Annotated in this window: 24 protein-coding genes and 2 pseudogenes; 16 read left to right on the top strand and 10 right to left on the bottom strand. The window is 57.8% G+C overall.

The window, feature by feature from the left end; translation table 11 throughout:
* Positions 1 to 3: 3 nt before the first annotated feature.
* Complete coding sequence (gene proY / locus LGM20_RS20090; protein WP_044521225.1) at positions 4 to 1,377, top strand: proline-specific permease ProY; 1,374 nt, start codon at positions 4 to 6, stop codon at positions 1,375 to 1,377.
* A gap of 151 nt (positions 1,378 to 1,528) precedes the next feature.
* Positions 1,529 to 3,346 carry a maltodextrin glucosidase gene (malZ, locus tag LGM20_RS20085; protein ID WP_044521227.1) on the top strand — a complete coding sequence of 606 codons (1,818 nt, stop codon included), beginning with the start codon at positions 1,529 to 1,531 and terminating at the stop codon, positions 3,344 to 3,346.
* Here the strand turns inward: malZ and LGM20_RS20080 are convergent.
* A complete protein-coding gene (locus LGM20_RS20080; RefSeq protein WP_044521230.1) occupies positions 3,343 to 4,245 on the bottom strand; it encodes a LysR substrate-binding domain-containing protein in 903 nt (300 codons plus the stop codon). The two genes, malZ and LGM20_RS20080, sit on opposite strands and share 4 nt — an antisense overlap.
* Positions 4,246 to 4,510: 265 nt before the next feature.
* On the opposite strand from LGM20_RS20080, the gene LGM20_RS20075 reads away from it, so the two are divergent.
* From LGM20_RS20075 to LGM20_RS20065, 3 genes are all read left to right on the top strand, one after another.
* A complete protein-coding gene (locus LGM20_RS20075; RefSeq protein ID WP_002890357.1) occupies positions 4,511 to 5,152 on the top strand; it encodes a hydrolase in 642 nt (213 codons plus the stop codon).
* A gap of 136 nt (positions 5,153 to 5,288) precedes the next feature.
* Positions 5,289 to 5,834, top strand: a complete 546-nt coding sequence (locus tag LGM20_RS20070) for an antibiotic biosynthesis monooxygenase (protein ID WP_023288586.1) — start codon at positions 5,289 to 5,291, stop codon at positions 5,832 to 5,834.
* A gap of 24 nt (positions 5,835 to 5,858) precedes the next feature.
* Entirely contained in the window at positions 5,859 to 7,727 is a 1,869-nt protein-coding gene (locus LGM20_RS20065) for an amidohydrolase (protein WP_044521231.1), read from the top strand.
* A gap of 58 nt (positions 7,728 to 7,785) precedes the next feature.
* On the opposite strand, the gene fba is transcribed toward LGM20_RS20065, so the two are convergent.
* The 5 genes from fba to LGM20_RS20040 all read right to left on the bottom strand — a co-directional run bounded on the left by fba (position 7,786) and on the right by LGM20_RS20040 (position 11,852).
* Positions 7,786 to 8,640, bottom strand: a complete 855-nt coding sequence (gene fba / locus LGM20_RS20060; protein ID WP_072199152.1) for a class II fructose-1,6-bisphosphate aldolase — start codon at positions 8,638 to 8,640, stop codon at positions 7,786 to 7,788.
* Between the two features lie 35 nt (positions 8,641 to 8,675).
* Complete coding sequence (locus LGM20_RS20055; RefSeq protein ID WP_032453579.1) at positions 8,676 to 9,638, bottom strand: carbohydrate kinase family protein; 963 nt, start codon at positions 9,636 to 9,638, stop codon at positions 8,676 to 8,678.
* Between the two features lie 65 nt (positions 9,639 to 9,703).
* Positions 9,704 to 11,095, bottom strand: a complete 1,392-nt coding sequence (locus tag LGM20_RS20050; protein ID WP_044521232.1) for a PTS ascorbate transporter subunit IIC — start codon at positions 11,093 to 11,095, stop codon at positions 9,704 to 9,706.
* Positions 11,096 to 11,115: 20 nt separating this feature from the next.
* Complete coding sequence (locus tag LGM20_RS20045) at positions 11,116 to 11,403, bottom strand: PTS sugar transporter subunit IIB (protein WP_044521233.1); 288 nt, start codon at positions 11,401 to 11,403, stop codon at positions 11,116 to 11,118.
* Between the two features lie 5 nt (positions 11,404 to 11,408).
* Entirely contained in the window at positions 11,409 to 11,852 is a 444-nt protein-coding gene (locus LGM20_RS20040; protein ID WP_044521234.1) for a PTS sugar transporter subunit IIA, read from the bottom strand.
* A gap of 55 nt (positions 11,853 to 11,907) precedes the next feature.
* On the opposite strand from LGM20_RS20040, the pseudogene LGM20_RS20035 reads away from it, so the two are divergent.
* A pseudogene (locus LGM20_RS20035) lies at positions 11,908 to 12,072 on the top strand (hypothetical protein); the annotation flags it as partial.
* A gap of 126 nt (positions 12,073 to 12,198) precedes the next feature.
* Here LGM20_RS20035 and LGM20_RS20030 read toward each other — a convergent pair.
* Together LGM20_RS20030 and acpH are read right to left on the bottom strand one after the other, a co-directional pair.
* Positions 12,199 to 12,801, bottom strand: coding sequence for a peroxiredoxin (locus LGM20_RS20030; protein ID WP_004178733.1), 603 nt, complete (start codon positions 12,799 to 12,801; stop codon positions 12,199 to 12,201).
* A 127-nt stretch (positions 12,802 to 12,928) separates the two neighbouring features.
* On the bottom strand, positions 12,929 to 13,510 hold the full coding sequence (gene acpH / locus LGM20_RS20025; protein ID WP_023288592.1) for an ACP phosphodiesterase: 582 nt from the start codon (positions 13,508 to 13,510) through the stop codon (positions 12,929 to 12,931).
* Positions 13,511 to 13,598: 88 nt separating this feature from the next.
* Between acpH and LGM20_RS20020 the strand changes: the two are divergent.
* The 8 genes and pseudogenes from LGM20_RS20020 (at position 13,599) to LGM20_RS19985 (ending at position 20,512) form a co-directional block, all read left to right on the top strand.
* A pseudogene (locus tag LGM20_RS20020) lies at positions 13,599 to 13,714 on the top strand (hypothetical protein).
* A gap of 64 nt (positions 13,715 to 13,778) precedes the next feature.
* Positions 13,779 to 14,843, top strand: a complete 1,065-nt coding sequence (gene queA / locus LGM20_RS20015; protein WP_004204841.1) for a tRNA preQ1(34) S-adenosylmethionine ribosyltransferase-isomerase QueA — start codon at positions 13,779 to 13,781, stop codon at positions 14,841 to 14,843.
* Between the two features lie 108 nt (positions 14,844 to 14,951).
* Positions 14,952 to 16,079, top strand: a complete 1,128-nt coding sequence (gene tgt / locus LGM20_RS20010) for a tRNA guanosine(34) transglycosylase Tgt (RefSeq protein WP_002890395.1) — start codon at positions 14,952 to 14,954, stop codon at positions 16,077 to 16,079.
* 22 nt (positions 16,080 to 16,101) lie between these two features.
* Positions 16,102 to 16,434: a preprotein translocase subunit YajC gene (yajC, locus tag LGM20_RS20005; RefSeq protein WP_002890398.1), complete on the top strand. Its 333-nt coding sequence runs from the start codon at positions 16,102 to 16,104 to the stop codon at positions 16,432 to 16,434.
* A gap of 26 nt (positions 16,435 to 16,460) precedes the next feature.
* Positions 16,461 to 18,308: a protein translocase subunit SecD gene (secD, locus tag LGM20_RS20000; protein ID WP_008805370.1), complete on the top strand. Its 1,848-nt coding sequence runs from the start codon at positions 16,461 to 16,463 to the stop codon at positions 18,306 to 18,308.
* A 10-nt stretch (positions 18,309 to 18,318) separates the two neighbouring features.
* A complete protein-coding gene (gene secF, locus LGM20_RS19995) occupies positions 18,319 to 19,290 on the top strand; it encodes a protein translocase subunit SecF (protein WP_008805371.1) in 972 nt (323 codons plus the stop codon).
* A 136-nt stretch (positions 19,291 to 19,426) separates the two neighbouring features.
* Positions 19,427 to 19,792: a VOC family protein gene (locus LGM20_RS19990; protein ID WP_016160371.1), complete on the top strand. Its 366-nt coding sequence runs from the start codon at positions 19,427 to 19,429 to the stop codon at positions 19,790 to 19,792.
* Positions 19,793 to 19,816: 24 nt separating this feature from the next.
* Positions 19,817 to 20,512, top strand: a complete 696-nt coding sequence (locus tag LGM20_RS19985; protein ID WP_023288594.1) for a helix-turn-helix transcriptional regulator — start codon at positions 19,817 to 19,819, stop codon at positions 20,510 to 20,512.
* Between the two features lie 42 nt (positions 20,513 to 20,554).
* On the opposite strand, the gene LGM20_RS19980 is transcribed toward LGM20_RS19985, so the two are convergent.
* Together LGM20_RS19980 and LGM20_RS19975 are read right to left on the bottom strand one after the other, a co-directional pair.
* Positions 20,555 to 21,439: a nucleoside-specific channel-forming protein Tsx gene (locus LGM20_RS19980; protein WP_004204836.1), complete on the bottom strand. Its 885-nt coding sequence runs from the start codon at positions 21,437 to 21,439 to the stop codon at positions 20,555 to 20,557.
* Positions 21,440 to 21,739: 300 nt separating this feature from the next.
* A complete protein-coding gene (locus LGM20_RS19975) occupies positions 21,740 to 22,279 on the bottom strand; it encodes a SadB/YajI family lipoprotein (protein WP_044521246.1) in 540 nt (179 codons plus the stop codon).
* Between the two features lie 147 nt (positions 22,280 to 22,426).
* On the opposite strand from LGM20_RS19975, the gene nrdR reads away from it, so the two are divergent.
* The gene (nrdR, locus tag LGM20_RS19970) at positions 22,427 to 22,876 is read left to right on the top strand and encodes a transcriptional regulator NrdR (RefSeq protein WP_002890417.1); all 450 of its coding nucleotides are present in this window, start codon (positions 22,427 to 22,429) and stop codon (positions 22,874 to 22,876) included.
* A 3-nt stretch (positions 22,877 to 22,879) separates the two neighbouring features.
* On the top strand, positions 22,880 to 23,983 hold the full coding sequence (ribD, locus tag LGM20_RS19965; protein ID WP_023288596.1) for a bifunctional diaminohydroxyphosphoribosylaminopyrimidine deaminase/5-amino-6-(5-phosphoribosylamino)uracil reductase RibD: 1,104 nt from the start codon (positions 22,880 to 22,882) through the stop codon (positions 23,981 to 23,983).
* Positions 23,984 to 24,014 lie beyond the last annotated feature (31 nt).

The raw sequence follows: 24,014 nt of genomic DNA, 5'->3' as shown, positions 1-24,014 counted from the left end.
ACGATGGAAAGTAGTAACAAGCTTAAGCGCGGGCTAAGCACCCGGCACATTCGCTTTATGGCCCTGGGTTCCGCCATCGGCACCGGGCTTTTTTACGGTTCAGCCGACGCGATTAAAATGGCCGGACCCAGCGTTCTGTTGGCCTACATTATCGGCGGCGTCGCAGCATATATCATTATGCGCGCGCTCGGTGAGATGTCGGTGCATAACCCTTCCGCCAGCTCATTCTCCCGCTATGCCCAGGAAAACCTCGGCGGACTGGCGGGGTATATCACCGGCTGGACCTACTGCTTTGAAATCCTGATTGTCGCCATCGCCGACGTCACCGCCTTCGGGATCTACATGGGCGTCTGGTTCCCGACGGTGCCGCACTGGATCTGGGTGCTCAGCGTGGTGCTGATCATCTGCGCCGTCAACCTGATGAGCGTCAAGGTATTTGGCGAGCTGGAGTTCTGGTTCTCGTTCTTCAAAGTGGCCACCATCATCATCATGATCCTCGCCGGGTTCGGCATCATTATCTGGGGGATCGGCAACGGCGGCCAGCCGACGGGGATTCATAATCTGTGGAGCAACGGCGGCTTCTTCAGCAACGGTTGGCTGGGAATGGTGATGTCGCTGCAGATGGTGATGTTCGCCTACGGCGGTATCGAAATCATCGGCATTACCGCCGGTGAGGCGAAAGATCCGGAGAAATCCATTCCACGCGCCATCAACTCGGTGCCGATGCGCATTCTGGTGTTCTATGTCGGCACGCTGTTCGTCATTATGTCTATCTATCCGTGGAACCAGGTGGGTACCGACGGCAGCCCCTTTGTCCTGACCTTCCAGCATCTGGGCATTACCTTCGCGGCCAGCATTCTTAACTTCGTGGTCCTGACGGCCTCGCTGTCGGCGATTAACTCCGACGTGTTCGGCGTGGGCCGTATGCTGCACGGCATGGCCGAGCAGGGGAGCGCGCCGAAGGTGTTCGCCAAAACCTCGCGTCGCGGTATTCCGTGGGTGACGGTGATGGTGATGACCATTGCGCTGCTGTTTGCGGTATACCTCAATTACATCATGCCGGAAAACGTCTTCCTGGTGATCGCCTCGCTGGCCACTTTCGCCACCGTGTGGGTGTGGATTATGATCCTGCTGTCGCAGATTGCCTTCCGCCGCCGTCTGTCGCCGGAGGAGGTCAAGGCCCTGAAATTCAAAGTCCCCGGCGGGGTGGCGACCACGGTTGTCGGCCTGGTGTTCCTGGCGTTTATTATCGCCCTGATCGGCTATCATCCGGACACCCGCATTTCGTTGTATGTCGGTATGGCGTGGATTGCGCTGCTGCTGCTGGGCTGGGTCTTTAAGACCCGTCGCGATCGCCGCCTGGCGCAGGCTCAGTAATCGACATCGCCCCGGTCAGCATCGCGCGACCGGGGCGGCTTGCCGACCCGCGTCCTCCCCCGTTATCCTCCCCCAAAAAATCCTGTGACGATGAGTTCTGCGCCTGACGGCTATGGCAAGGTGTGCCCATTCTGCACAATGAGGATTCACGATGTTGAAGGCATGGCACCTTCCGGTTGCACCCTTTATCAAGGTGCAACAGGACCGACTGTTTATTACCCTGTGGCTAAGCGGTGAGTCGCTGCCGCAGCGGATCACGCTGCGCGCGGAAGAAGATAACGAAGAGCTGTCGCTGCCGATGCAGCGCCTCCGCCAGGCGCCGAGGCCGGGGGTGGTGGCATGGCGCGGTGAAATCCATCTCGCCAGCGGTCAGCCGCGCCGCCGCTACAGCTTTAAGCTGCTGTGGGCCGACCATCAGCGCTGGTTTACGCCGCAGGGCTTCAGCCGTTTCCCGCCGGCCAGGCTGGAGCAGTTCGCCGTCGACCTGCCGGACGCTGGCCCGCAGTGGGTGGCCGATCAGGTTTTCTATCAGATTTTCCCCGATCGCTTTGCCCGCAGCGCTGCGCGTGACGGCGAACAGGACGCGGTCTATTACCATCACGCGGCGGGACGGGAGATTGTGCGCAAGGCGTGGGACGAACCGCTTACCGGCGAGGCGGGCGGTTCGACGTTCTACGGCGGCGATCTCGACGGCATCAGCGAAAAACTGCCGTACCTGAAGCAGCTCGGCGTGACCGCCCTGTATCTGAACCCGGTCTTCGCCGCCCCCAGCGTGCATAAATATGACACGGAGGATTATCGGCGCGTCGATCCGCAGTTTGGCGGCGACGCGGCGCTGCTCCGCTTGCGCCATAACACCCAGCGGGCGGGAATGCGCATGATCCTCGACGGCGTGTTCAACCATACCGGCGATTCCCATCCCTGGTTCGACCGTCACCAGCAGGGCAGCGGCGGCGCCGGCCATCATCCGGACTCCCCGTGGCGCGACTGGTTTACCTTCTCCGGGGAGGGGCAGGCGCACAACTGGCTGGGTTATGCCAGTCTGCCGAAGCTCGACTATCGGTCGACCAGCCTGGTCAACGAGATCTATGCCGGCGAGGACAGCATCGTACGCCACTGGCTGAAGGCGCCGTGGAGCATGGACGGCTGGCGTCTGGACGTGGTGCATATGCTCGGCGAAGGCGGCGGGGCGCGAAATAACCTGCGGCATATCGCCGGCATCACCCAGGCGGCGAAGCAAACGCAGCCGGAAGCCTTTGTCTTTGGAGAACATTTTGGCGACGCGCGCCAGTGGCTACAGGCGGATGCCGAAGATTCGGCAATGAACTACCGCGGCTTCACCTTCCCGATCTGGGGATTCCTTGCCAATACCGATATCTCTTACGATCCGCAGAAGATAGACGCCCAGACCTGTATGGCGTGGATGGATAATTATCGCGCCGGGCTGTCGCATCAGCAGCAGCTACGGATGTTCAATCAGCTCGACAGCCATGATACGGCGCGTTTTAAATCTCTCCTTGGCAAAGACGTAGCGCGCCTGCCGCTGGCGGTGGTGTGGCTGTTCAGCTGGCCGGGGGTACCGTGCATCTACTACGGCGACGAGGTGGGCGTGGATGGCAATAACGATCCGTTCTGCCGTAAACCGTTCCCGTGGGATCCGGCGCTGCAGGATACCCAGCTGCTGGCGCTGTATCAGCGGATGGCGAAACTGCGTAAAGCCCAGCAGGCGCTGCGCTACGGCGGCTGCCAGGTGATTTACGCCGAGGATAACGTGGTGGTGTTTGTCCGCGTTTATAAACAGCAGCGGGTGCTGGTGGCGATTAACCGCGGCGAAGCCTGCGAGGTGGTTATCGAGGATTCGCCGCTGCTGGACGTGGGGGCCTGGACGCTGCAGGAAGGCGCTGGCGTCTTCCATGACGGGGTGCTGACCCTCCCGGCTATCTCCGCCTGCGTCTGGTCCGGCCGTTAACGATAGAGCTGGCTCAGCAGGTCGTCGCGGAGGAGCGCCTCCCGCCACCAGCGCTGAGCCAGCCCGTCATTCCCGCTGCGCCAGGCCATGTAGGTGATATCTTTTTCCCGCCAGCAGGCGACGCTTTTCTCCACCAGACAGCCTTTTTCCAGCCACGGGCGGGCGATATGACGCGGCAGAAAGCCGCAGCCCAGCCCGGCGCACAGCAGTTCGACTTTGCTGGCGAAATCATCGACGCCGATTTGCGGTTGTTCATCAAGCAGGTTGCTGTTCAGCGGATGGCAATAGCGGGCGCTGTCGCGGATCACTACCGCCCGGTGCTGGCTGAGCTGCTTATTGCTGAGCGGCGCTTCCGCGCCGGCCAGCGGGTGGGCTGGGGCGACCACGAAAATGTTATCCAGCGCGCCGAGGGTTTGCCATGACCACTCGGCGGAGGTAGGCGGCTCATTGATGGCGCCGAGGATAATATCCGCGCCATGGTGGGTCAGCTCTTCCCACGAACCGGCGAGGGTGTGATGACTGAAGTTCAGCCGCGTCTGCGGGTTTTGCGCGTAGAACTCGGCGATCAGCGGCAGCAGGGCTGAAAAGGGAAACGAGGCGTCGAGGGCGATCGCCAGCTCTCGCTCCCAGCCGGCGCTTAGCTGCTGGGCCTGCTTTTCCAGATCTCTGGCGGCGCTCAACAGCTGGCGTCCTTTCTCGAGCATCAATCGCCCGGTATCGGTAAACTTCGCCCGGTGACCGGAGCGATCCAATAAGACAATGTCCAGATCGTTCTCCAGCTTCTGGATCATATAGCTCAGCGCGGCGGGGGTTTTATACAGCGACTCCGCGGCGGTGGCGAAGGATCCGTGTCGGTCCAGCGCATCAAGGATCATCAGAACATCAAAGTTTACGCGCATCAGGGGTTTCCATTAATTTATTTTCCTTTGTTGTACCTAAGCGCAATAATCAATGCCAGTGAATAAATCAGAACAGTTTGACGTAAAAATTTGATGAAAGATGGCGTGAGTCAATACTCACCGCCGACAAAATATAAGTCACAAAAAAACTTTAATAACTTGTTAGAAATAACTGGCTATACTCACCATGCTTTATCAGTCAGGATCTACACGACGCATTAACCATCATGTCATCTTTTTAACTCATTGATTAAGAAGGTATTTAATGTCTATTCGTGAACTGCTCGATCCCACTAATTCCGCCCTTATCTTTATTGATCATCAACCACAGATGTCATTTGGCGTGGCGAATATCGATCGCCAGACCCTCAAAAATAACACCGTGGCGCTGGCCAAAGCTGGCAAAATTTTTAATGTACCGGTGATTTACACTTCCGTAGAGACCAAAAGCTTCAGCGGTTATATCTGGCCGGAATTATTGGCCGTGCATCCTGACGTCAAGCCGATTGAGCGTACTTCAATGAACTCCTGGGAAGACGATGCCTTCGTCGCGGCGGTGAAAGCGACCGGCCGTAAAAAGCTGGTGATCTCCGCTCTGTGGACCGAAGTTTGCCTGACGTTTCCGGCGCTGATGGCCCTGGAGGCGGGCTACGAAGTGTATGTGGTCACCGATACCTCCGGCGGTACCTCTGTCGACGCCCATGAGCGTTCTATTGACCGGATGGTGCAGGCGGGTGCGGTGCCGGTGACCTGGCAGCAGGTGTTGCTGGAGTACCAGCGCGACTGGTCGCGCAAAGCGACTTACGATGCGGTCATGGACCTGGTGCGCGAACACAGCGGCGCCTACGGGATGGGCGTGGATTACGCTTATACCATGGTGCACGGCGCGCCAGAGCGTAAAGCGTAACTCACTTCATCCTTCAAGCTGCCTCTTTGTTGGCTGCGTTTGTCCGCCCCGACGCAGCATGAATGATGTTGTGCAGAGCCATTTATCGCTAATGGCAGGAGCAATCCTGCCATTCCCCTGAAGCAAGGAACTCTTTATGGCGCAGCAAAAATCGGTGACCCTGGTCATCAGCCATCTGCTCGATCCGCAACACGGCCAGCGCTACGAAGAGTGGCTCGGCAAAATCATGCCCATCGCGGCTGAATTTCCCGGCCATCTCGGGGCGAATGTGATCCGGCCCGCCGCAGGGCAGAATCTGTGGAGCGTGATTATCCGCTTCGACACCCTGGAGCATCTCTACGCCTGGACGCAGTCGGAAACCCGTCGTCAGCTGGTGGCGGAGATTGCCCCGCTGCTGACGGAGGGCGATCGGACGGAGGTGCGGACCGAACCGGCCTTCTGGTTTACCCCGCCGGTGGCGAATGTGCGCCAGCCGCGGCGCTGGAAACAGTTTCTGATCACCCTGCTGGTGATTTTCCCCAGCACCAACCTGGTGCCGGCGGTGACCGGCATGCTGTTGCCGTCGCTTAAGGGGAGCCTGCTGCTGCACCTGATCAATGATGCCTGCGTGGTTGCGCTGGTGGTCTGGTTCTGGATGCCCATCGTGACCCGCCTGTTTGCTGGCTGGTTGAAGAAAAACTGAGTCAGCCTCCCCAAGGAGTGCGTTATGTCGCAAACTGCCACACTGATTCTGACCCACGGCCAGATTCATACCCTCGATCGCGCGAATCCGCTGGCGGAAGCCGTGGCCATCGCCGACGGAAAAATTGTTGCCACCGGAAGCCACGATCGGATCATGAGCTTTGCCGCCGAGGGGACGCAGATCGTCGATCTCAAAGGGCATACGGTGATCCCGGGCCTCAACGATTCTCACCTGCACCTGATCCGTGGTGGGTTGAACTACAACCTTGAGCTCCGCTGGGAGGGGGTGCCCTCGCTGGCCGATGCGCTGCGAATGCTCAAGGAGCAAGCGGATCGCACACCCTCCCCGCAGTGGGTGCGGGTGGTCGGCGGCTGGAGCGAATTCCAGTTCGCCGAACGACGGATGCCGACCCTGGAAGAGCTAAACGACGCGGCGCCCGATACGCCGGTGTTTGTGCTGCATCTCTACGATCGCGCGCTGCTGAACCGCGCGGCGCTGAAAGCTGTGGGATATACCAAAGAGACGCCGGATCCGGCGGGCGGCGAGATCGTCCGCGATAGCCACGGCAACCCGACCGGGATGCTGATCGCCAAACCAAACGCCATGATCCTCTACGCCACCCTGGCCAAAGGGCCGAAGCTGCCGCTGGATCTGCAGGTGAACTCCACCCGCCAGTTTATGCGCGAGCTGAACCGGCTGGGGCTGACCAGCGCCATCGACGCCGGGGGCGGTTTCCAGAACTACCCGGAAGATTACGAAATTATCGAACAGCTGCACGCGAAAGAGCAAATGACCGTGCGCATCGCCTACAACCTGTTTACCCAGCGGCCGAAGCAGGAGCTGGAGGACTTCGAACGCTGGACCGACATGCTGAAGCCGGGGCAGGGGACCGACTTCTATCGCGCCAACGGCGCCGGCGAGATGCTGGTGTTTTCGGCGGCGGATTTTGAAGATTTCCTGCAGCCGCGGCCGGATCTGCCGCAAGGCATGGAGGATGAGCTGGAGCGGGTGGTGCGCCACCTGGTGGAACATCGCTGGCCGTTCCGCCTGCATGCCACCTACGACGAGTCCATCAGCCGGATGCTGGACGTGTTTGAGAAGGTGAACCGCGACATTCCGTTTAATGGCCTGCACTGGTTCTTCGACCATGCCGAGACCATTACCGAGCGCAACATTGAGCGGGTGAAGGCGCTGGGGGGCGGCATTGCGGTGCAGCACCGGATGGCCTTCCAGGGCGAATATTTTGTCGATCGCTACGGCAAAGAGGCGGTGAAACATACGCCGCCGGTGGCGAAAATGCTGGAGCTGGACGTACCGGTAGGGTTGGGGACCGATGCCACCCGCGTCGCCAGCTATAACCCGTGGACCGCGCTGTACTGGCTGGTCTCCGGGCGCACCGTCGGCGGGATGGCGATGTATGACGATAACAACCGGCTGCCGCGCGATGTCGCGCTGGAGCTGTGGACGGCGGGCAGCGCCTGGTTCTCCAGCGAGCAGGGGAAAAAGGGCCGTCTGGCCGCCGGTCAGCTTGCCGATCTGGTGGTGCTGTCGAAGGACTATTTCAGCGTCGCGGAAGAGGAGATCAAAGGCATTGAGTCGGTGCTGACGGTGGTTGACGGCAAAGTGGTGTATGCCGCCGGTCACTTCTCGCCGCTGGCGCCGCCGCCCATTCCGGTGCTGCCGGAGTGGTCGCCGGTGGTGAAGGTCCCGGGCCATTACCGTTCCGCTCCGCCGGCGGCGGCTAAAATCGGCGCGATCGTGCAGATGCACCAGTGCTGCGGGAGCTGCGGCGTTCATGGCCATCAGCATGATATCGCGCGGAAATCGTCGATCCCGGTCTCCGACGAGCAGGCCTTCTGGGGCGTGCTGGGCTGCTCCTGCTTTGCCTTCTGATGCCTGACGCCTCCGCCCCGGTAGCTCAGGGGCGGAGGTCTCAGCCACCTTTCACGCATCAATAGCGCTGCTGTGAGCCAAATAGCGCCATGCGGCGGGCAATCATCTCGCGTACCGGCTGCAGCCCCTGGGCGATCACTTTCCGCGGATCGTTCACATCGTGCCCGGTATCGGCAGCGAAGATCGCCTTCACCTGCTGGCACCAGGCGTACATATTTTCGGTATTAACGTTAATCTTGGCGGTGCCGCAGGCAATCGCCCGGCGCATATCCTCATCGGCAATACCGGTGCCGCCATGCAGCACCAGCGGAACCTTCACCCGCTCGGCAATGGCTTTCATCTCGCTAAATCCCAGCCTGGCTTTGCCTTTATACAGGCCATGGGTGGAGCCCAGCGCGGCGGCGAGGCAGTCCACCTGGGTTTCTGTCACCAGGGTGTAGCACTCCTGCGGATCGGCATAGATGACTTCGGAATTGACAATGCCGTCTTCGCTACCGGCGATAGTCCCCAGTTCGGCCTCCACGGAGATACCTTTGCTGTGCGCCAGCGTCACCAGATGGCGGGTAATGGCCAGGTTTTCCCTGAACGGCAGATGCGAGCCATCAAACATAATGGAACTGAAGCCGGCGGCGATCGCCGCTTCGCAGGCCTCCCGGGTGGTGCCATGATCCAGATGCAGCGCCACCGGAACATCAATATGTAAATACTCCATGGCGTTAACCACGATGTCATGAATACATTTTAACCCGAGCATATGCTTAACCGTGCCGCCGGACACGCCCAAAATAACCGGTGAGCGGCACTGCTGGGCGGTGCTTAATACGGCGCCAACCCACTCCAGATTATTAATGTTGAACTGACCGACGGCGTAGCCGTCCCTCAGGGCATGCTGAAGCATGTCCTTCATCGACACTAACATATTCACCTCTTGATATTTATTAAATACAGTTATTCTTCAAAATATTGCTTTAAGTTTCTCTCGTAGCTATTTAACGAGTGGTGGACGACCGCCAGGTCCGGCATAGATTCCCGTACCCCTTTTTTCTCAATAGAAATGGCGGCGGTGAGGCTGGCAAATAAAATAATATTATCTATGTGCCATGAGTAGTGGACGCCATAGGTGAAGGCGCCGTGAAATACATCCCCGGCTCCGGTGGTATCCACGGCATTGCACAGCCAGGAAGGAACGATCTGCAGCATACCGCTTTTTAAAAAAGCGCAGCCTTTTTCGCCAAGGGTAATAAATGCCTCGCCGCGGCAAATTTTATTCAGCTCAATCAGCGCCGCTTTAATTTCTGCTTCGGTGCTCAGCGAGCGATAGCTCATATAGTCGCGGGCAAAATGTTCGCTCACCACAAAATAGTCGGTCCAGGCCGCCAGTTTAATATTGCTGGCACGCAGTGACCCACCGTCCATCACGACTCTGGCGTTGGGCAGTTTCTTAATTAAATATTCACTGATTTCCGCCTCATGGCCGTCAATTAAAATAGTGACTGGCTCCTCGGCGGCAATCAGCCGCTCGGCGAGGTCGTCCAGTTTGAGCTTTTGATCGTAGGTCAGGGAAGGCGGTGTTTGCATCTTGCGGGTAATAATCGTCCGCGAACCCGTTAAGCGATTGACGAGCACCGAGGCCAGCGGGGTGATCATGTCATCGGAGAAAACCACCTGGCTGGTATCCACGCCCGCTTCGGCAAACTCATCGATAATGCGCTGACCGTAAAGATCCTGATGCAGATGGCCGATGTAATAGACCTCCTCCCCCCATAATCCCAGCAGCCAGGCCGCATTGGCCGCCGGGCCGCCGCCGCTTTCGATAAAATCATGACAAAAGTTTTTAGTATTCTCCTGGGGCCATTCATTGAGAAAGAAAAACTGATCGAAACAAGCAAATCCAATGGACAAAATAGCCATAACCACTCCTGATTATTTGTCAGCGGCGGGAAGCTTGACCGTCCCGCCGGGAAAAATGACCTCGCTTATTCATTTTTCTGCTTGGCGATAAGCTCCTCATAGCTGAGCGTGTTGCCCACCACCCGTACCTGACGGAAGCAGAAAGGCGCCAGCAGCGCGACGAGCAGCGCCAGACAAATCAGGTAGATAGTGACCTGGCCAAACTGGGTAAACGCGTTACCGATAATGATGCCCCACACCGCGAAGTCGAAATCGGCGAAGGTACTGTTTTCAAACCCGAGGTTGCCGAGCGCCGGCAGCAGCATCGCCGGCAGGAAGGCCAGGAAGATCCCGCCGATAAAGGCGGCGATGATACAACCGCGCTTACCGCCCAGCTTGTCGGCAAAGACCCCGGAGGTACCGCCGCAGAAGAAGTGCGGCACCATGCCGGGAATAATCAGCGCCATGCCCAGTCCGCCGAGCATGAGCATCCCGACCAGCCCGCCCACAAAGGAGCTGATGAATCCCACCACCACCGCGGTGGGGCTAAAGGTAAAGAACACCGCGCAGTCAACGGCCGGGATGGAGTCCGGGATCAGTTTCTGGCTGATGCCCTGGAATGCCGGCACCAGATCGCCCAGGATCAAGCGCACGCCGTTGTAGACAATGGCTACGCCAACGGCGAACTGCAGACCGGTCAGCACGGAGAAGATCAGCATGTTCTGGTCGGTGATGGTGCTCAGGTACGCCGACCCGGCGACAGCGCTGCAGATAAAGTAGATAACAAACATCACGATACCGGTGGTGACGGTGGTATCGCGCAGAAAACCCCATTTCTCTGAGATTTCGGTATCGGCGAAGGAGTTTGCCGGATTACCGGTCCGACTGGCGATCCACGCCGAGAGGTAGTAGCCCAGAGAGCCGAAATGGCCCATGGCGATCCCGCCGTCCTCGGTCACCTGCCTGGTGTAACGCTGGCCAATGGCGGGGGAGATGGCCGACCATGAGCCCAGCAGGAATCCGCCGATCAGGATCAACATCCAGCCCTGGAACTCCGCCGCCTGCAGGACGGCGGAGAACAGGCAGGCGAGAAAGAATGAGTGATGACCGGTGAGAAAGATATATTTATATTTTGTGCAGCGGGCAATGATCAGATTGAAAATAAAGCCCAACAGCAAAATACTCATGGTTTCCACGCCCAGCATCTTCTGGGCGACGGAGACAATGGCTTCATTGTTCGGAATAACGCCGCGGATATTAAATCCCGCTTCGATAATGCCGCCCAACGGGTTGAGATTGGCAACGATAACGCCTGCGCCAGCGCTCAACATCAAATAGCCTAAAATCGGCTTTAATGTGCCGGTAAGGAGTTTGTTGCCGGGGGAGCGCAGCGCCACTAAGCCAACGAAGGCGATAAGCCCCATTAAAAAAGCGGGTTGACTGAATATTTCCGTTAAGAAACTAAGAATAGCCTGCATGGTCGTTCCCTCTATGCTGATTAAGAGTGAGTCGCAGCAATTTTCATCAGCGCGTCGGTAATATCCTCGGCGATTTTTGCTTTATGGACATAGCTGCGAATAATGGCGACATGACAGTGGGCCGGAAATTTATTTGCCAGTTCTTTGATCGTGACATAAAGGTCGGCTTTTTCCCCGACGGCGTTAGCAAAATCGACCGAGGCGACGTCCGCTTTGATACCTAATTCTTCACAGATCTTCTTCACATTATTCGCAGCCATCAATGAACTGCCAATACCGTTACCACAAACCGTTCTGATAACTAACATAATGACTACTCCATTTGTTTTTGGATGAAATGTAAGACTGAATTCACGTCAGTTTCCTGCTGAAGAAAGGTCACGATATCTGACTCGATCAGCGAGGCTATCAGTTGGATCATTTTGATATGACTGTCAGCATCGGCGCCCGCGATGGCGATGACGACGGTAACCGGATCGAACTCATCGTGGCCGAAGGTCACTGGCGTGGCGGTGGTGACAAGCGAAAATCCGGTCTGCAATGCCCCTTTTTCCGGGCGGGCGTGCGGCATGGCAATCCCGTCATCTATCACGATGGCGGCGCCAAAATCTTCGTATACCGTCAGCATCTCGCTGACATATTCGGCGCTGCAAATCTGACGCCTGGCGAGTAATGAACCCGCCAGTTCGATGGCCTCTTCCGCATGGGAAATATTCTGCTTCAGGGCGATTAACGTCGGGTCAAAAATAATATCCATTCTCTTCTCCTGAACGTATTCCTGTTCCTGAGTAAAATCATGACCAAATACATTGATAAAAATGATGGATGAGATCACATCCGCGGTTTTAAATATTGATGGCGATCACATCGACGGCAAAGTGCTGGCAGAAAACCATATAAATAATTTATATTATTTTCAGTGGGTTACGGAGTGCTTGAGATTTGGCGCTGAAATTTGCCAGAGAAAAAATGAGAGGCAGAGCGAAATTTTTCGGCAGAAGTGTATTCCTGGTCACAAATATCGCCGGGTCATTTTCCTAAATTTTGACGTCGCTAACAAAAAAGGCCCGCCTGAGCGAGCCTTTTATAAAAACGTGTGCCGATTACAGGCTGGAGACGTTTTCGGTCAGGTATTTTGCAACGCCTTCCGGAGAGGCAGCCATACCTTCTTTTCCTTTTTCCCACTGCGCCGGGCAAACTTCGCCGTGCTCTTCGTGGAACTGCAGCGCGTCAACCATGCGCAGCATTTCGTCGATGTTACGGCCCAGCGGCAGGTCGTTAACCACCTGGTGACGAACCACGCCGTTAGCGTCGATCAGGAAGGAACCACGCAGAGCAACGCCTTCGTCCGGATGCTCGATACCGTAAGCTTTCTGGATTTCACGTTTGATGTCAGCAACCATCGCGTATTTAACCGGGCCGATACCGCCCTGGTCTACCGGGGTGTTACGCCATGCGTTGTGCACGAACTCCGAGTCGAAGGAAACGCCAACCACTTCCACGCCGCGTTTCTGGAATTCTTCGTAACGTTTGTCGAACGCGATCAGCTCAGACGGGCAAACGAAGGTGAAGTCCATCGGCCAGAAGAACAGAACGGTAGGTTTACCGTTGGTGTGCTGTTTGAAATTGAATTTCTCAACGATCTCACCATTACCCAGCACAGCGGCTGCAGTAAAATCCGGCGCTTGACGAGTGACCAGAACCATTTGATTCTCCTGTAATTACTAAGGTTATTTAAAACGCAACGCCGGCAAGTATAGAGCCTGTCCGCCAATAACACAAAGAGGCACCGACAATCGTTCAGCCAGCTTTTACCTATCAATGTCGCAGCGATTACAGCTGTTTGTTTTTCGCCTGACGCATCATCTGCGGATAAAAGCGCCAGAACTGCCCCTCCAGCCGGTCGTAGTGGGTATCCAGATCCTGCCAGGAGTCGCGCAGCGCCTCGAGACGCGGGCGGCGGCTGGCCATGCCGTTAAGCACGCGCTGAATAAAATCCATCTCCTGATAGCGCTCCAGCCAGCGCTCCGACCACAGATATTGGTTGAGATTGACGAAGCGGGGCGGCGAGTCGGGCAGGATCGGCACGATCTGCCGCTCGGCGTAGCGCACGAACTCCTCCAGCGGCAGGTCAGGGGAGAGCTGCGCCCAGTGCTGCGACAGGAAATGATCCCACATGACGTCGAGGGTGATCGGGGCGACGCGGCGGGTCTGCGGGCGAAACCACTCCCGCGCCTCTTTGACTTCCGCCAGGTTGTCAGTCAGCACGTCAATCCGCCGATGCATATAGATGCCGTCAACAATCTCCGCCGGATAGTCGCCCTGCGGGTTGCCGCGCACAAAGTCGGCCATCAGATTGCCGGGCAGCGAACTGTCGGCGAGATGGGCCAGGTGCAGGTGGGCGAGAAAATTCATAGTGACGACATCCTTCAAATACTTTCTGGCGGGCAGAGTGAGCGGTGTAGCGCTGCGCGTCGCCCTGAACGGCAGCCCCGGTGCCCGGATGGCGTGCTGTCTGGCCGCGCGCGGCCCTCTGCCACCGGTGATGCATTCGGCTGCCGCATGGCGGCATTCGGAATGATTTGGAATATAGATTATGTCATTCATCCGGAGGGGTAAAGGTTGCAGGCAGACCGCCCCGGCACTAGACTACCCGCCTCTTTATTCAGTCTGAGTTATCGTCATGCGCGTTACCGATTTTGCTTTTGAACTACCCGAATCCCTGATCGCCCACTATCCGATGCCTGAGCGCAGTAGCTGCCGCTTACTCTCCCTGGACGGGCCGACGGGCGCGCTGACGCATGGCACCTTCACCGACATCCTCGATAAGCTCAATCCCGGCGATCTGCTGGTGTTTAACAACACCCGGGTGATCCCGGCGCGTCTGTTCGGCCGCAAGGCCAGCGGCGGCAAGATTGAAGTGCTGGTGGAGCGGATGCTGGATGATAAGCGCATCCTCGCCCATATTCGCGCCTCGAAAGCGCCGAAGCCGGGCGCCGAGCTGCTGCTGGGCGACGACGAGAGCATTCAGGCCACCATGCTGGCGCGTCACGGCGCGCTGTTTGAAGTGGAATTTAACGACGAGCGCCCGGTGCTGGAGATCCTTAACGGGATCGGCCATATGCCGCTGCCGCCCTACATTGATCGCCCGGACGAAGACGCTGACCGCGAGCTCTATCAAACCGTCTACGGCACCCGGCCGGGCGCGGTAGCCGCCCCGACCGCGGGTCTGCACTTCGACGAACCGCTGCTGGACAAACTGCGCGCTAAAGGCGTTGAGATGGCGTTTGTCACCCTGCACGTGGGCGCGGGTACCTTCCAGCCGGTGCGCGTCGACAGCATTGAAGAGCACACTATGCACTCAGAATATGCGGAAGTGCCGCAGGAGGTGGTCGATGCGGTGCTGGCGGCGAAAGCGCGCGGCAATCGCGTGATCGCGGTGGGCACCACCTCGGTACGCTCGCTGGAGAGCGCGGCGCAGGCGGCGAAAGACGCCCTGATCGCGCCGTTCTTCGACGATACGCAGATTTTCATCTATCCGGGTTATCAGTACCAGGTGATCGATGCGCTGGTGACCAACTTCCATCTCCCTGAATCCACACTGATTATGCTGGTGTCGGCGTTTGCGGGTTATCAGCACACCATGAACGCCTATAAGGTAGCGGTGGAGCAGAAATATCGCTTTTTTAGCTACGGGGATGCGATGTTTATCACGTACAATCCGCAGGCTATTTCTGAGCGTCCCTGAAAAGGCCGGCCCGCCGGCTTTTGGCACGCCATGACGCATTTTTAGCCACGGAATCATTCCGTGGCGAGTATCAAAACGTCGGACTGTTTTTCTGACGCAGGAGCAAGCATGAAATTTGAACTGGATACCACCGACGGTCGCGCCCGCCGCGGTCGCCTGGTGTTTGAGCGCGGCGTGGTGGAAACACCGGCCTTTATGCCCGTTGGCACCTACGGCACCGTCAAAGGGATGACGCCGGAAGAGGTGGAAGCCACCGGCGCGCAGATTATTCTCGGCAACACCTTCCACCTGTGGCTGCGCCCGGGTCAGGAGATCATGAAGCTGCACGGCGATCTGCACGATTTTATGCAGTGGAAAGGACCGATCCTGACCGACTCCGGCGGCTTCCAGGTGTTCAGCCTTGGCGATATCCGTAAGATCACCGAGCAGGGCGTCCACTTCCGTAACCCGATCAACGGCGATCCGATTTTCCTCGATCCGGAAAAATCCATGGAGATTCAGTACGATCTCGGTTCCGACATCGTGATGATCTTCGACGAATGTACGCCGTACCCGGCGGACTGGGATTACGCCAAGCGCTCAATGGAGATGTCTCTGCGCTGGGCGAAGCGCAGCCGCGACCGTTTCGATAGTCTTGGCAATAAAAATGCGCTGTTCGGCATCATTCAGGGCAGCGTTTACGAAGATTTACGTGATATCTCGGTGAAAGGTCTGGTAGAGATTGGCTTTGATGGCTACGCTGTCGGCGGTTTGGCGGTCGGCGAGCCGAAGGAAGACATGCACCGTATTCTGGAGCACGTCTGCCCGCAGATCCCGGCCGATAAACCACGATACCTGATGGGCGTCGGGAAGCCGGAAGATCTGGTGGAAGGGGTACGTCGCGGTATCGATATGTTCGACTGCGTCATGCCGACGCGCAACGCGCGTAACGGCCACCTGTTCGTCACCGACGGCGTGGTGAAAATCCGCAACGCGAAGCACAAAAGCGATACCGCGCCGCTGGACGCCGAGTGTGATTGCTATACATGTCGCAATTATTCACGCGCTTACTTGCATCACCTTGACCGTTGCAACGAAATATTGGGCGCGCGTCTCAATACCATTCATAACCTGCGCTACTATCAGCGTTTAATGGCTGGTTTACGCAAGGCTATCGAAGAGGGTAAATTAGAGAGCTTCGTGACCGATTTTTACCAACGTCAGGGGCGCACCGTGCCTCCTTTGAACGTTGATTAATTTTAATAATGAGGGAATTTCAATGAGCTTTTTTATTTCTGATGCGGTAGCGGCAACGGGTGCACCGGCGCAGGGCAGCCCGATGTCTCTGATTCTGATGCTGGTGGTGTTCGGTCTGATTTTTTACTTCATGATCCTGCGTCCACAGCAGAAGCGCACCAAGGAACATAAGAACCTGATGAACTCCATCGCCAAAGGTGATGAAGTGCTGACCAACGGCGGTCTGGTCGGTCGCGTGACCAAAGTAGCGGAAACTGGCTACATTGCTATCGCGCTGAACGATACCACTGAAGTGGTTATCAAACGTGACTTCGTTGCTGCCGTTCTGCCGAAAGGCACCATGAAGGCGCTGTAATCTAACTTTTCCCAAAGGGAACTGCCGTGTTAAACCGTTATCCTTTGTGGAAGTATGTCATGCTGGTCGTCGTCATTGTCGTCGGCCTGATCTATGCGCTTCCCAACCTGTATGGTGAGGATCCGGCTGTTCAAATCACTGGCGCGCGCGGCGTCGCCGCCAGTGAGCAAACGCTGATCCAGGTCCAGAAAACTTTACAAGAAGAAAAAATTACCGCGAAGTCTGTGGCACTGGAAGAGGGCGCTATTCTTGCGCGCTTCGACACCACTGATACCCAGCTGCGCGCGCGTGAAGCGCTGCTTACCGTGTTGGGTGACAAATACGTCGTGGCGCTAAACCTTGCTCCGGCAACCCCACGCTGGCTGGCGGCACTCTATGCCGAGCCGATGAAGCTGGGTCTTGATCTGCGCGGCGGCGTGCACTTCCTGATGGAAGTCGACATGGACACCGCGTTAGGCAAACTGCAGGAACAGAACATCGATAGCCTGCGCAGCGAGCTGCGCGACAAAGGCATTCCTTACGCGACCGTGCGCAAGGAAGACAACTATGGTCTGAGCATCGTCTTCCGCGACAGCGCGGCGCGCGACCAGGCTATCTCTTATCTCAGCCCTCGCCATCGCGATCTGGTAATCTCCTCTCAGGGTGACAACAGCCTGAAAGCGGTGATGACCGATGAGCGCCTGAAAGAAGCGCGTGAGTATGCGGTCCAGCAGAACATTAACATTCTGCGTAACCGTGTGAACCAGCTGGGCGTCGCCGAACCGCTGGTTCAGCGTCAGGGCGCTGATCGCATCGTGGTTGAGCTGCCGGGTATCCAGGATACCGCGCGGGCGAAGGAGATCCTTGGCGCGACCGCGACCCTCGAGTTCCGTCTGGTCAATACCAACGTGGACCAGTCCGCCGCCGCCTCAGGCCGCGTGCCGGGCGACTCGGAAGTGAAAGAGACGCGTGAAGGCCAGCCGGTGGTGCTGTACAAGCGGGTGATCCTGACCGGTGACCATATCACCGACTCGACCTCCAGCATGGATGAGTACAACCAGCCGCAGGTCAACATCTCGCTGGACAGCGCGGGCGGCAACATCATGTCCAACTTCACCAAGGACAACATCGGCAAGCCGATGGCGACCCTGTTCGTGGAGTATAAAGACAGCGGTAAGAAAGACGCCAACGGTCGCGCTATCCTGGCGAAAGAGGAAGAGGTGATTAACATCGCCAACATCCAGTCGCGCTTGGGCAACAGCTTCCGTATTACCGGTATCAGCAACCCGAACGAAGCTCGCCAGCTGTCGCTGCTGCTGCGTGCCGGCGCGTTGATTGCGCCGATTCAGATCGTCGAAGAGCGGACTATCGGCCCAACCCTTGGCATGCAGAACATCAAGCAGGGTCTGGAAGCCTGTCTGGCCGGCCTGGTGGTCTCTATCCTGTTCATGATCCTCTTCTATAAGAAGTTCGGTCTGATTGCGACCTCGGCGCTGATTGCCAACCTGGTGCTGATTGTCGGCATTATGTCCCTGATCCCGGGGGCGACGCTGACCATGCCGGGCATCGCGGGTATCGTGTTAACCCTTGCGGTGGCGGTCGATGCTAACGTTCTGATCAACGAGCGTATCAAAGAAGAGCTGAGCAACGGGCGTACCGTTCAGCAGGCGATTGACGAAGGTTATCGCGGCGCGTTCAGCTCGATCTTCGACGCCAACGTGACGACGCTTATCAAAGTGATCATCCTGTACGCGGTCGGTACCGGTGCCATTAAAGGGTTTGCGATTACCACCGGTATCGGTATCGCGACCTCAATGTTTACCGCTATCGTCGGCACCCGTGCCATCGTGAACCTGCTGTACGGCGGCAAGCGCGTTAAAAAGCTGTCTATCTGAGGAGTGCGTTGTGGCACAGGAATATACTGTTGAACAATTGAACCACGGCCGTAAAGTCTGGGACTTTATGCGCTGGGATTACTGGGCCTTCGGCATTTCAGGCTTTCTGCTGATTGTGTCGATCGCCATCATCGGCGTCCGCGGCTTTAACTGGGGTCTCGATTTCACCGGCGGTACGGTGATCGAAATTACCCTTGAGAAGCCGGTCGATCTGGACCAGATGCGCGATTCCCTGCAGAAAGCGGGCTTTGAAGAGCCGCAGGTGCAGAACTTTGGCAGCAGCCGCGACATCATGGTACGTATGCCGCCGGTGCATGACGCCAACGTCAGCCAGGAGTTGGGCAGCAAGGTCGTGACGGTGATTAACGAATCGACCAGCCAGAACGCGGCGGTGAAGCGTATTGAGTTTGTCGGCCCGAGCGTCGGCGCGGACCTTGCGCAAACCGGCGCCCTGGCGCTGATTGCCGCGCTGGTCTGTATCCTGATCTACGTCGGCTTCCGCTTCGAATGGCGTCTGGCGGCGGGGGTGGTTATCGCCCTGGCGCACGACGTGGTGATCACCATGGGGGTGCTGTCGCTGTTCCATATCGAGATCGACCTGACCATTGTGGCCTCGTTGATGTCGGTTATCGGCTACTCGCTGAACGACAGTATCGTGGTATCGGACCGTATCCGTGAAAACTTCCGTAAGATCCGCCGCGGTACGCCGTACGAGATCTTCAACGTGTCGTTGACCCAGACGCTGCACCGTACCTTGATCACCTCCGGGACCACCCTGATGGTGATCCTGATGCTGTTCCTGTTCGGCGGCCCTATTCTGGAAGGCTTCTCGCTGACCATGCTGATCGGTGTCTCCATCGGTACGGCTTCTTCTATCTACGTCGCCTCCGCGCTGGCGTTGAAGCTGGGCATGAAGCGCGAGCATCTGCTGCAGCAGAAGGTCGAAAAAGAAGGGGCGGACCAGCCGTCTATTCTGCCGTAATACGGTTCAGTTGAAATAACGCAATCCCGGCCAGGCGGCCGGGATTTTTTTTGCCCGCTACAAAACCTGCTGACAGTATGCTGTCAGGAGCCCTCCCATACACTCCTTCTGAACTCACTAACGAGCAGGAGGAAGTATGAATAACGTGATTAACTGGTTTGAAATTCCGGTCGCCGATATGGATCGCGCCGTCGCGTTTTATGAGCCGGTAATGCAGGTGACGCTGCGTCGCGAAACCATGGACTGCGCCGAGCTGGCGGTGTTCCCGCATCAGGATCCGGCCCCCGGCGGCGCGCTGGCCAAATTTGAGGGTATCGCGCCCTCTGCGCAGGGCGCTATTATTTACCTGCATACAGACCATCTTGCCGCCACCCTCGACCGCGTTGCCTCGGCGGGTGGGGCATGTGTTTTCGGGCCGTTGACGCTGCCGAATGATATTGGCACCATCGCGCTGTTTACTGACAGCGAGGGCAACCGCGTTGGCCTGCACCAACCGGCTTAACCTGAACTTTTTGTGAAGTGAGACATGACCCGACGCGCCGACCGTTTATTTCAGATTGTGCAGATCCTGCGCGGCAGGCGGCTCACCACCGCCGCGCTGCTGGCGGAGCGGCTGGGCGTGTCGGAGCGCACCGTGTATCGCGATATTCGCGATCTCTCCCTCTCCGGCGTGCCGGTGGAGGGCGAGGCGGGGAGTGGTTATCGCCTGCTGGCGGGCTACGATCTGCCGCCGCTAATGCTGACCACCAAAGAATCCGAAGCGCTGATCGCCGCGATCCGGCTGCTGAAAACCTGGGGCGGCGAGGCGCTGTCGCAATCGCTGGAGTCTGCCCAGGAGAAGATGCTGGCGATCCTGCCGGAGGCGCGCCGGCGCCAGGCGGAGCAGACCCGCCTGTTTGCCCCCGATCTCGGCGCCCATCGCTATGCCAAAACCTTCTTTGACGTCATTCATCAGGCGGTCTCCGGCCAGCAGGTGCTGGCGCTGCGCTATCAGGATGAGTCCGGTCGGGTGACCGAGCGCGACGTGCTGCCGCTGGGGCTGTTTTTCTGGGGGGAGCGCTGGCTGCTGGTGGCCTGGTGCGAGCTGCGCAATGATTATCGCAACTTTCGCCTCGACCGCTGTCTGGCGGTCAGGGCGACCGAGCGTCGATTCAGCGAGTGCGCCGACCGCTCGTTAAGCGATTTTCTGCGCAAGGTCCGCTGCGACGTGTGGGAGAAATAAAAACGCCCGGGAGGCCCGGGCGCTGTCCTGCCGTTTCAGCAATCAGAAGTTGTAACCAACCACAAAGTAACCACCCCAACCGGTTGAGCGGACGCTGAAATCGCCATCGCCGAAGTTCAGCTTGGCATCGTCAGCCCACTGGCCGCCGTTATGGAAGTAACGGGCCACCACCGAGTAGTGCCAGTGCGCGTAGTTCAGCGCCAGGATATGGCTGGAGGCGATGGAGTTGCTGGTGCGCGCGTGCTTCCCGTTCAGATCGTAGAAGTTGTCATCGCCGAGGTCAGAGCCCCAGTCGAAGTTGGTGAAGCCGATGTAGCTCAGCGAACCGCCCCACAGGTCGGTCAGCGGCACAAAGTATTTCACTTTGAAGCGGTAGCCGTCCCACTCGTTTTCGTTGGACGCGCCGTAGTTCTGCCACTGGTATTTGGCGTAGACGTTCAGCGACAGGCTCATCGGCAGGCCGGTGTCGATATCGGTACCCAGACCCATATACCAGGTGCTCTGCTCCTGGGAGTCATTGCGGCCCATATCGTAGATATAGTTGTTCGCGAAATACCACTCTTTGAACGGCCCGAAGCTCAGGTCGGTGTTGGTCAGCTTATCGATAGAGAAGCGCGGTTCGATCTCCATAAACAGCGGGGAGCCGTTGTTCCAGATACCTTTTGCCGTGCTGTTGCCGCCGAAGAATACCGGGGCATCGATATAGCCGTAGAAATCAAACCAGTCTTTTTTGGCGAACGCTTCGTATTCCAGGTAGGTATCGTTACGGATCTGCGGTCCAAAACGGGTGTGGTAGCTGCCCACCACGTTAACACTCTGGTGCCACCAGTCAGACAGATACTGCGGTTTGTCGTTTTCTGCCGCGCCCGCGGTAAAAGAAGTGGAGAGCGCCACAACCGCACCCGCTGCCAGTAATGTTTTTTTCATAGTAATGCCACTGTTTAAATTGAGCCTGAAGGCGTTAAAAGAAGTGCCGAAGCGTTTCTAAATATTTCGTGTTTCTGTGGGGGTCTATTATAGGAATCATTGCTCACAAAAATACGTGTTGTTTCACATAACCAGAACATGCGTAATCGATTGCGTTCACGATTCTATGCATTTCTTGACAAAATGCTACTGAAAATCGCGATGCAGAACGATTTCTAATGAACTCTTGCGAAAAGTTGTAAGTGGATAAGAATAACGGGACAGGACGTCGCCGGGCAGGGGGAAGCCCGGCGGCAAGGCTTACTGCGCGGCGGCGGGCTGGATATCGTGGACGCGAATAAAACCGACTTTGTCCGGCGTCACGTTCAGGCGCAGCGGGATATCGACATCGCTGGGGGCGAGAATGCTGGCCGGGGCGCTGATCAATTGATCCTGAACATTCACTTCCTGGTGGCTGTGGGTAGTGCCGGTGATCTGTCCGGAGGCGACGGTGGCGGTAAAGGCCGGCAGCGGATCGTTGGATTCGCCCTGAATACGTAAGGTCAGGCGTGACCCGTCGCCATCCGGCGTAATGCTCGCCACCGACATGCGCAGGGTGCCGATCTGGCTCTCCAGCCGCGCCGGGGTTTTCGCCTCCGGCAGCAGATAGACGCCGCGGGTGGATTTCGCGTTCAGCGCGTTTTGCTGGGTAATTTTGATCGTTTGCTGATTGAGCTGGGTCATCTCCTGGCTCAGCGTACTCACGCTCTGGTGCATCTGGCGGATTTCGCTTTGCTGGGCGCAGGCGGTCAGGGTAAACAGGCTGCCCGCGATGGCGAGTTTCAGGTAACGTCTTGTCATGGTCAGGATTCCGTTTGCAGAGGATGCTTAATGGTAGCCAAACCGCCTGACTCTCCCATAGATCCTTTGTCTCAAAAGCTCTTTCTTTGTAGTCAGGTCACTTCGCGGTAAACTACCCTTCAGTTTAACTACCTGTCAGGACGCGCTATGCATTGCCCTTTCTGTTTCGCCGTGGATACCAAAGTGATCGACTCTCGTCTGGTAGGGGAAGGCTCTTCCGTGCGTCGCCGTCGGCAGTGTCTGGTCTGTAATGAGCGCTTTACCACCTTTGAAGTGGCGGAGCTGGTCATGCCGCGGGTGGTGAAGAGTAACGATGTGCGTGAACCCTTCAACGAAGACAAGCTGCGCAGTGGGATGCTGAAAGCGCTGGAGAAACGTCCGGTCAGCGCCGATGACGTCGAAATGGCGGTCAACCATATCAAAACCCATCTGCGCGGCACCGGCGAGCGCGAAGTGGCCAGCAAAATGATCGGCAACCTGGTGATGGAGCAGCTGAAAAAACTGGATAAAGTCGCCTATATTCGCTTCGCGTCGGTCTATCGCAGCTTCGAAGATATCAAAGAATTCGGCGAAGAGATCGCCCGCTTACAGGACTAAGCCATGCAGGACGAAATGTACATGGCGCGTGCGCTCAAGCTCGCCGCCCGCGGTCGCTTTACCACCCATCCTAACCCTAACGTTGGCTGCGTCATTGTCAAAGACGGCGAGATCGTCGGCGAAGGGTTCCACTATCGCGCCGGCGAGCCGCATGCCGAAGTGCACGCCTTGCGGATGGCCGGGGAAAAGGCGCGCGGCGCCACCGCCTACGTCACCCTCGAGCCCTGCAGCCACCACGGTCGTACGCCGCCGTGCTGCGACGCCCTGATTGCCGCCGGCGTCAGCCGCGTGGTCGCCGCGATGCAGGATCCGAACCCGCAGGTGGCGGGGCGCGGCCTGTACCGTCTGCAGCAGGCCGGTATTGACGTCAGCCACGGGCTGATGATGAACGAGGCGGAAGCGCTGAATAAGGGCTTCCTGAAGCGGATGCGCACCGGTTTTCCCTGGGTCCAGCTCAAGCTGGGCGCCTCGCTGGACGGCCGCACGGCGATGGCCAGCGGCGAAAGCCAGTGGATCACCTCCCCGCAGGCGCGACGCGACGTGCAGCGTCTGCGCGCCCAGAGCCATGCTATCCTGACCAGCAGCGCCACCGTGCTGGCGGACGATCCGGCGCTGACCGTGCGCTGGCAGGAGCTGAGCGCCGATACCCAGGCGCTGTATCCCGAAGAGAATTTGCGCCAGCCGCTGCGCGTCGTTATCGACAGCCAGAACCGCGTCACGCCTGAGCATCGTATTGTGCAGCAGGCGGGGGAAACGCTGTTTGCCCGCCTGAGCGCCGATGAGCGCCAGTGGCCGGACAGCGTGCGCACGCTGCTGGTTCCGGAACATAACGGCCATCTCGATCTGGTGCTGCTGATGATGCTGCTCGGCAAACAGCAGATCAACAGCGTCTGGGTGGAGGCGGGGGCCACGCTTGCCGGGGCGCTGCTGCAGGCGGGCCTGGTCGACGAGCTTATCGTCTATATTGCGCCTAAACTGTTAGGCAATGCGGCGCGTGGATTATGCGCGCTGCCGGGGCTTGAAGAACTGAGCCAGGCGCCCCATTTCAAATTCAATGAGATACGTCAGGTTGGCCCGGATGTCTGCCTGCATTTAACCACTGCGTGAGGCTTTCCTGATTATTAGGAAGCAGCGCTCA

Origin of the sequence: Klebsiella quasipneumoniae subsp. quasipneumoniae, assembly GCF_020525925.1 — a bacterium.
GTDB lineage: Bacteria > Pseudomonadota > Gammaproteobacteria > Enterobacterales > Enterobacteriaceae > Klebsiella > Klebsiella quasipneumoniae.
Note: the sequence above shows the minus strand (reverse complement) of the source record. Positions and strands in the feature narration are given on the sequence as shown.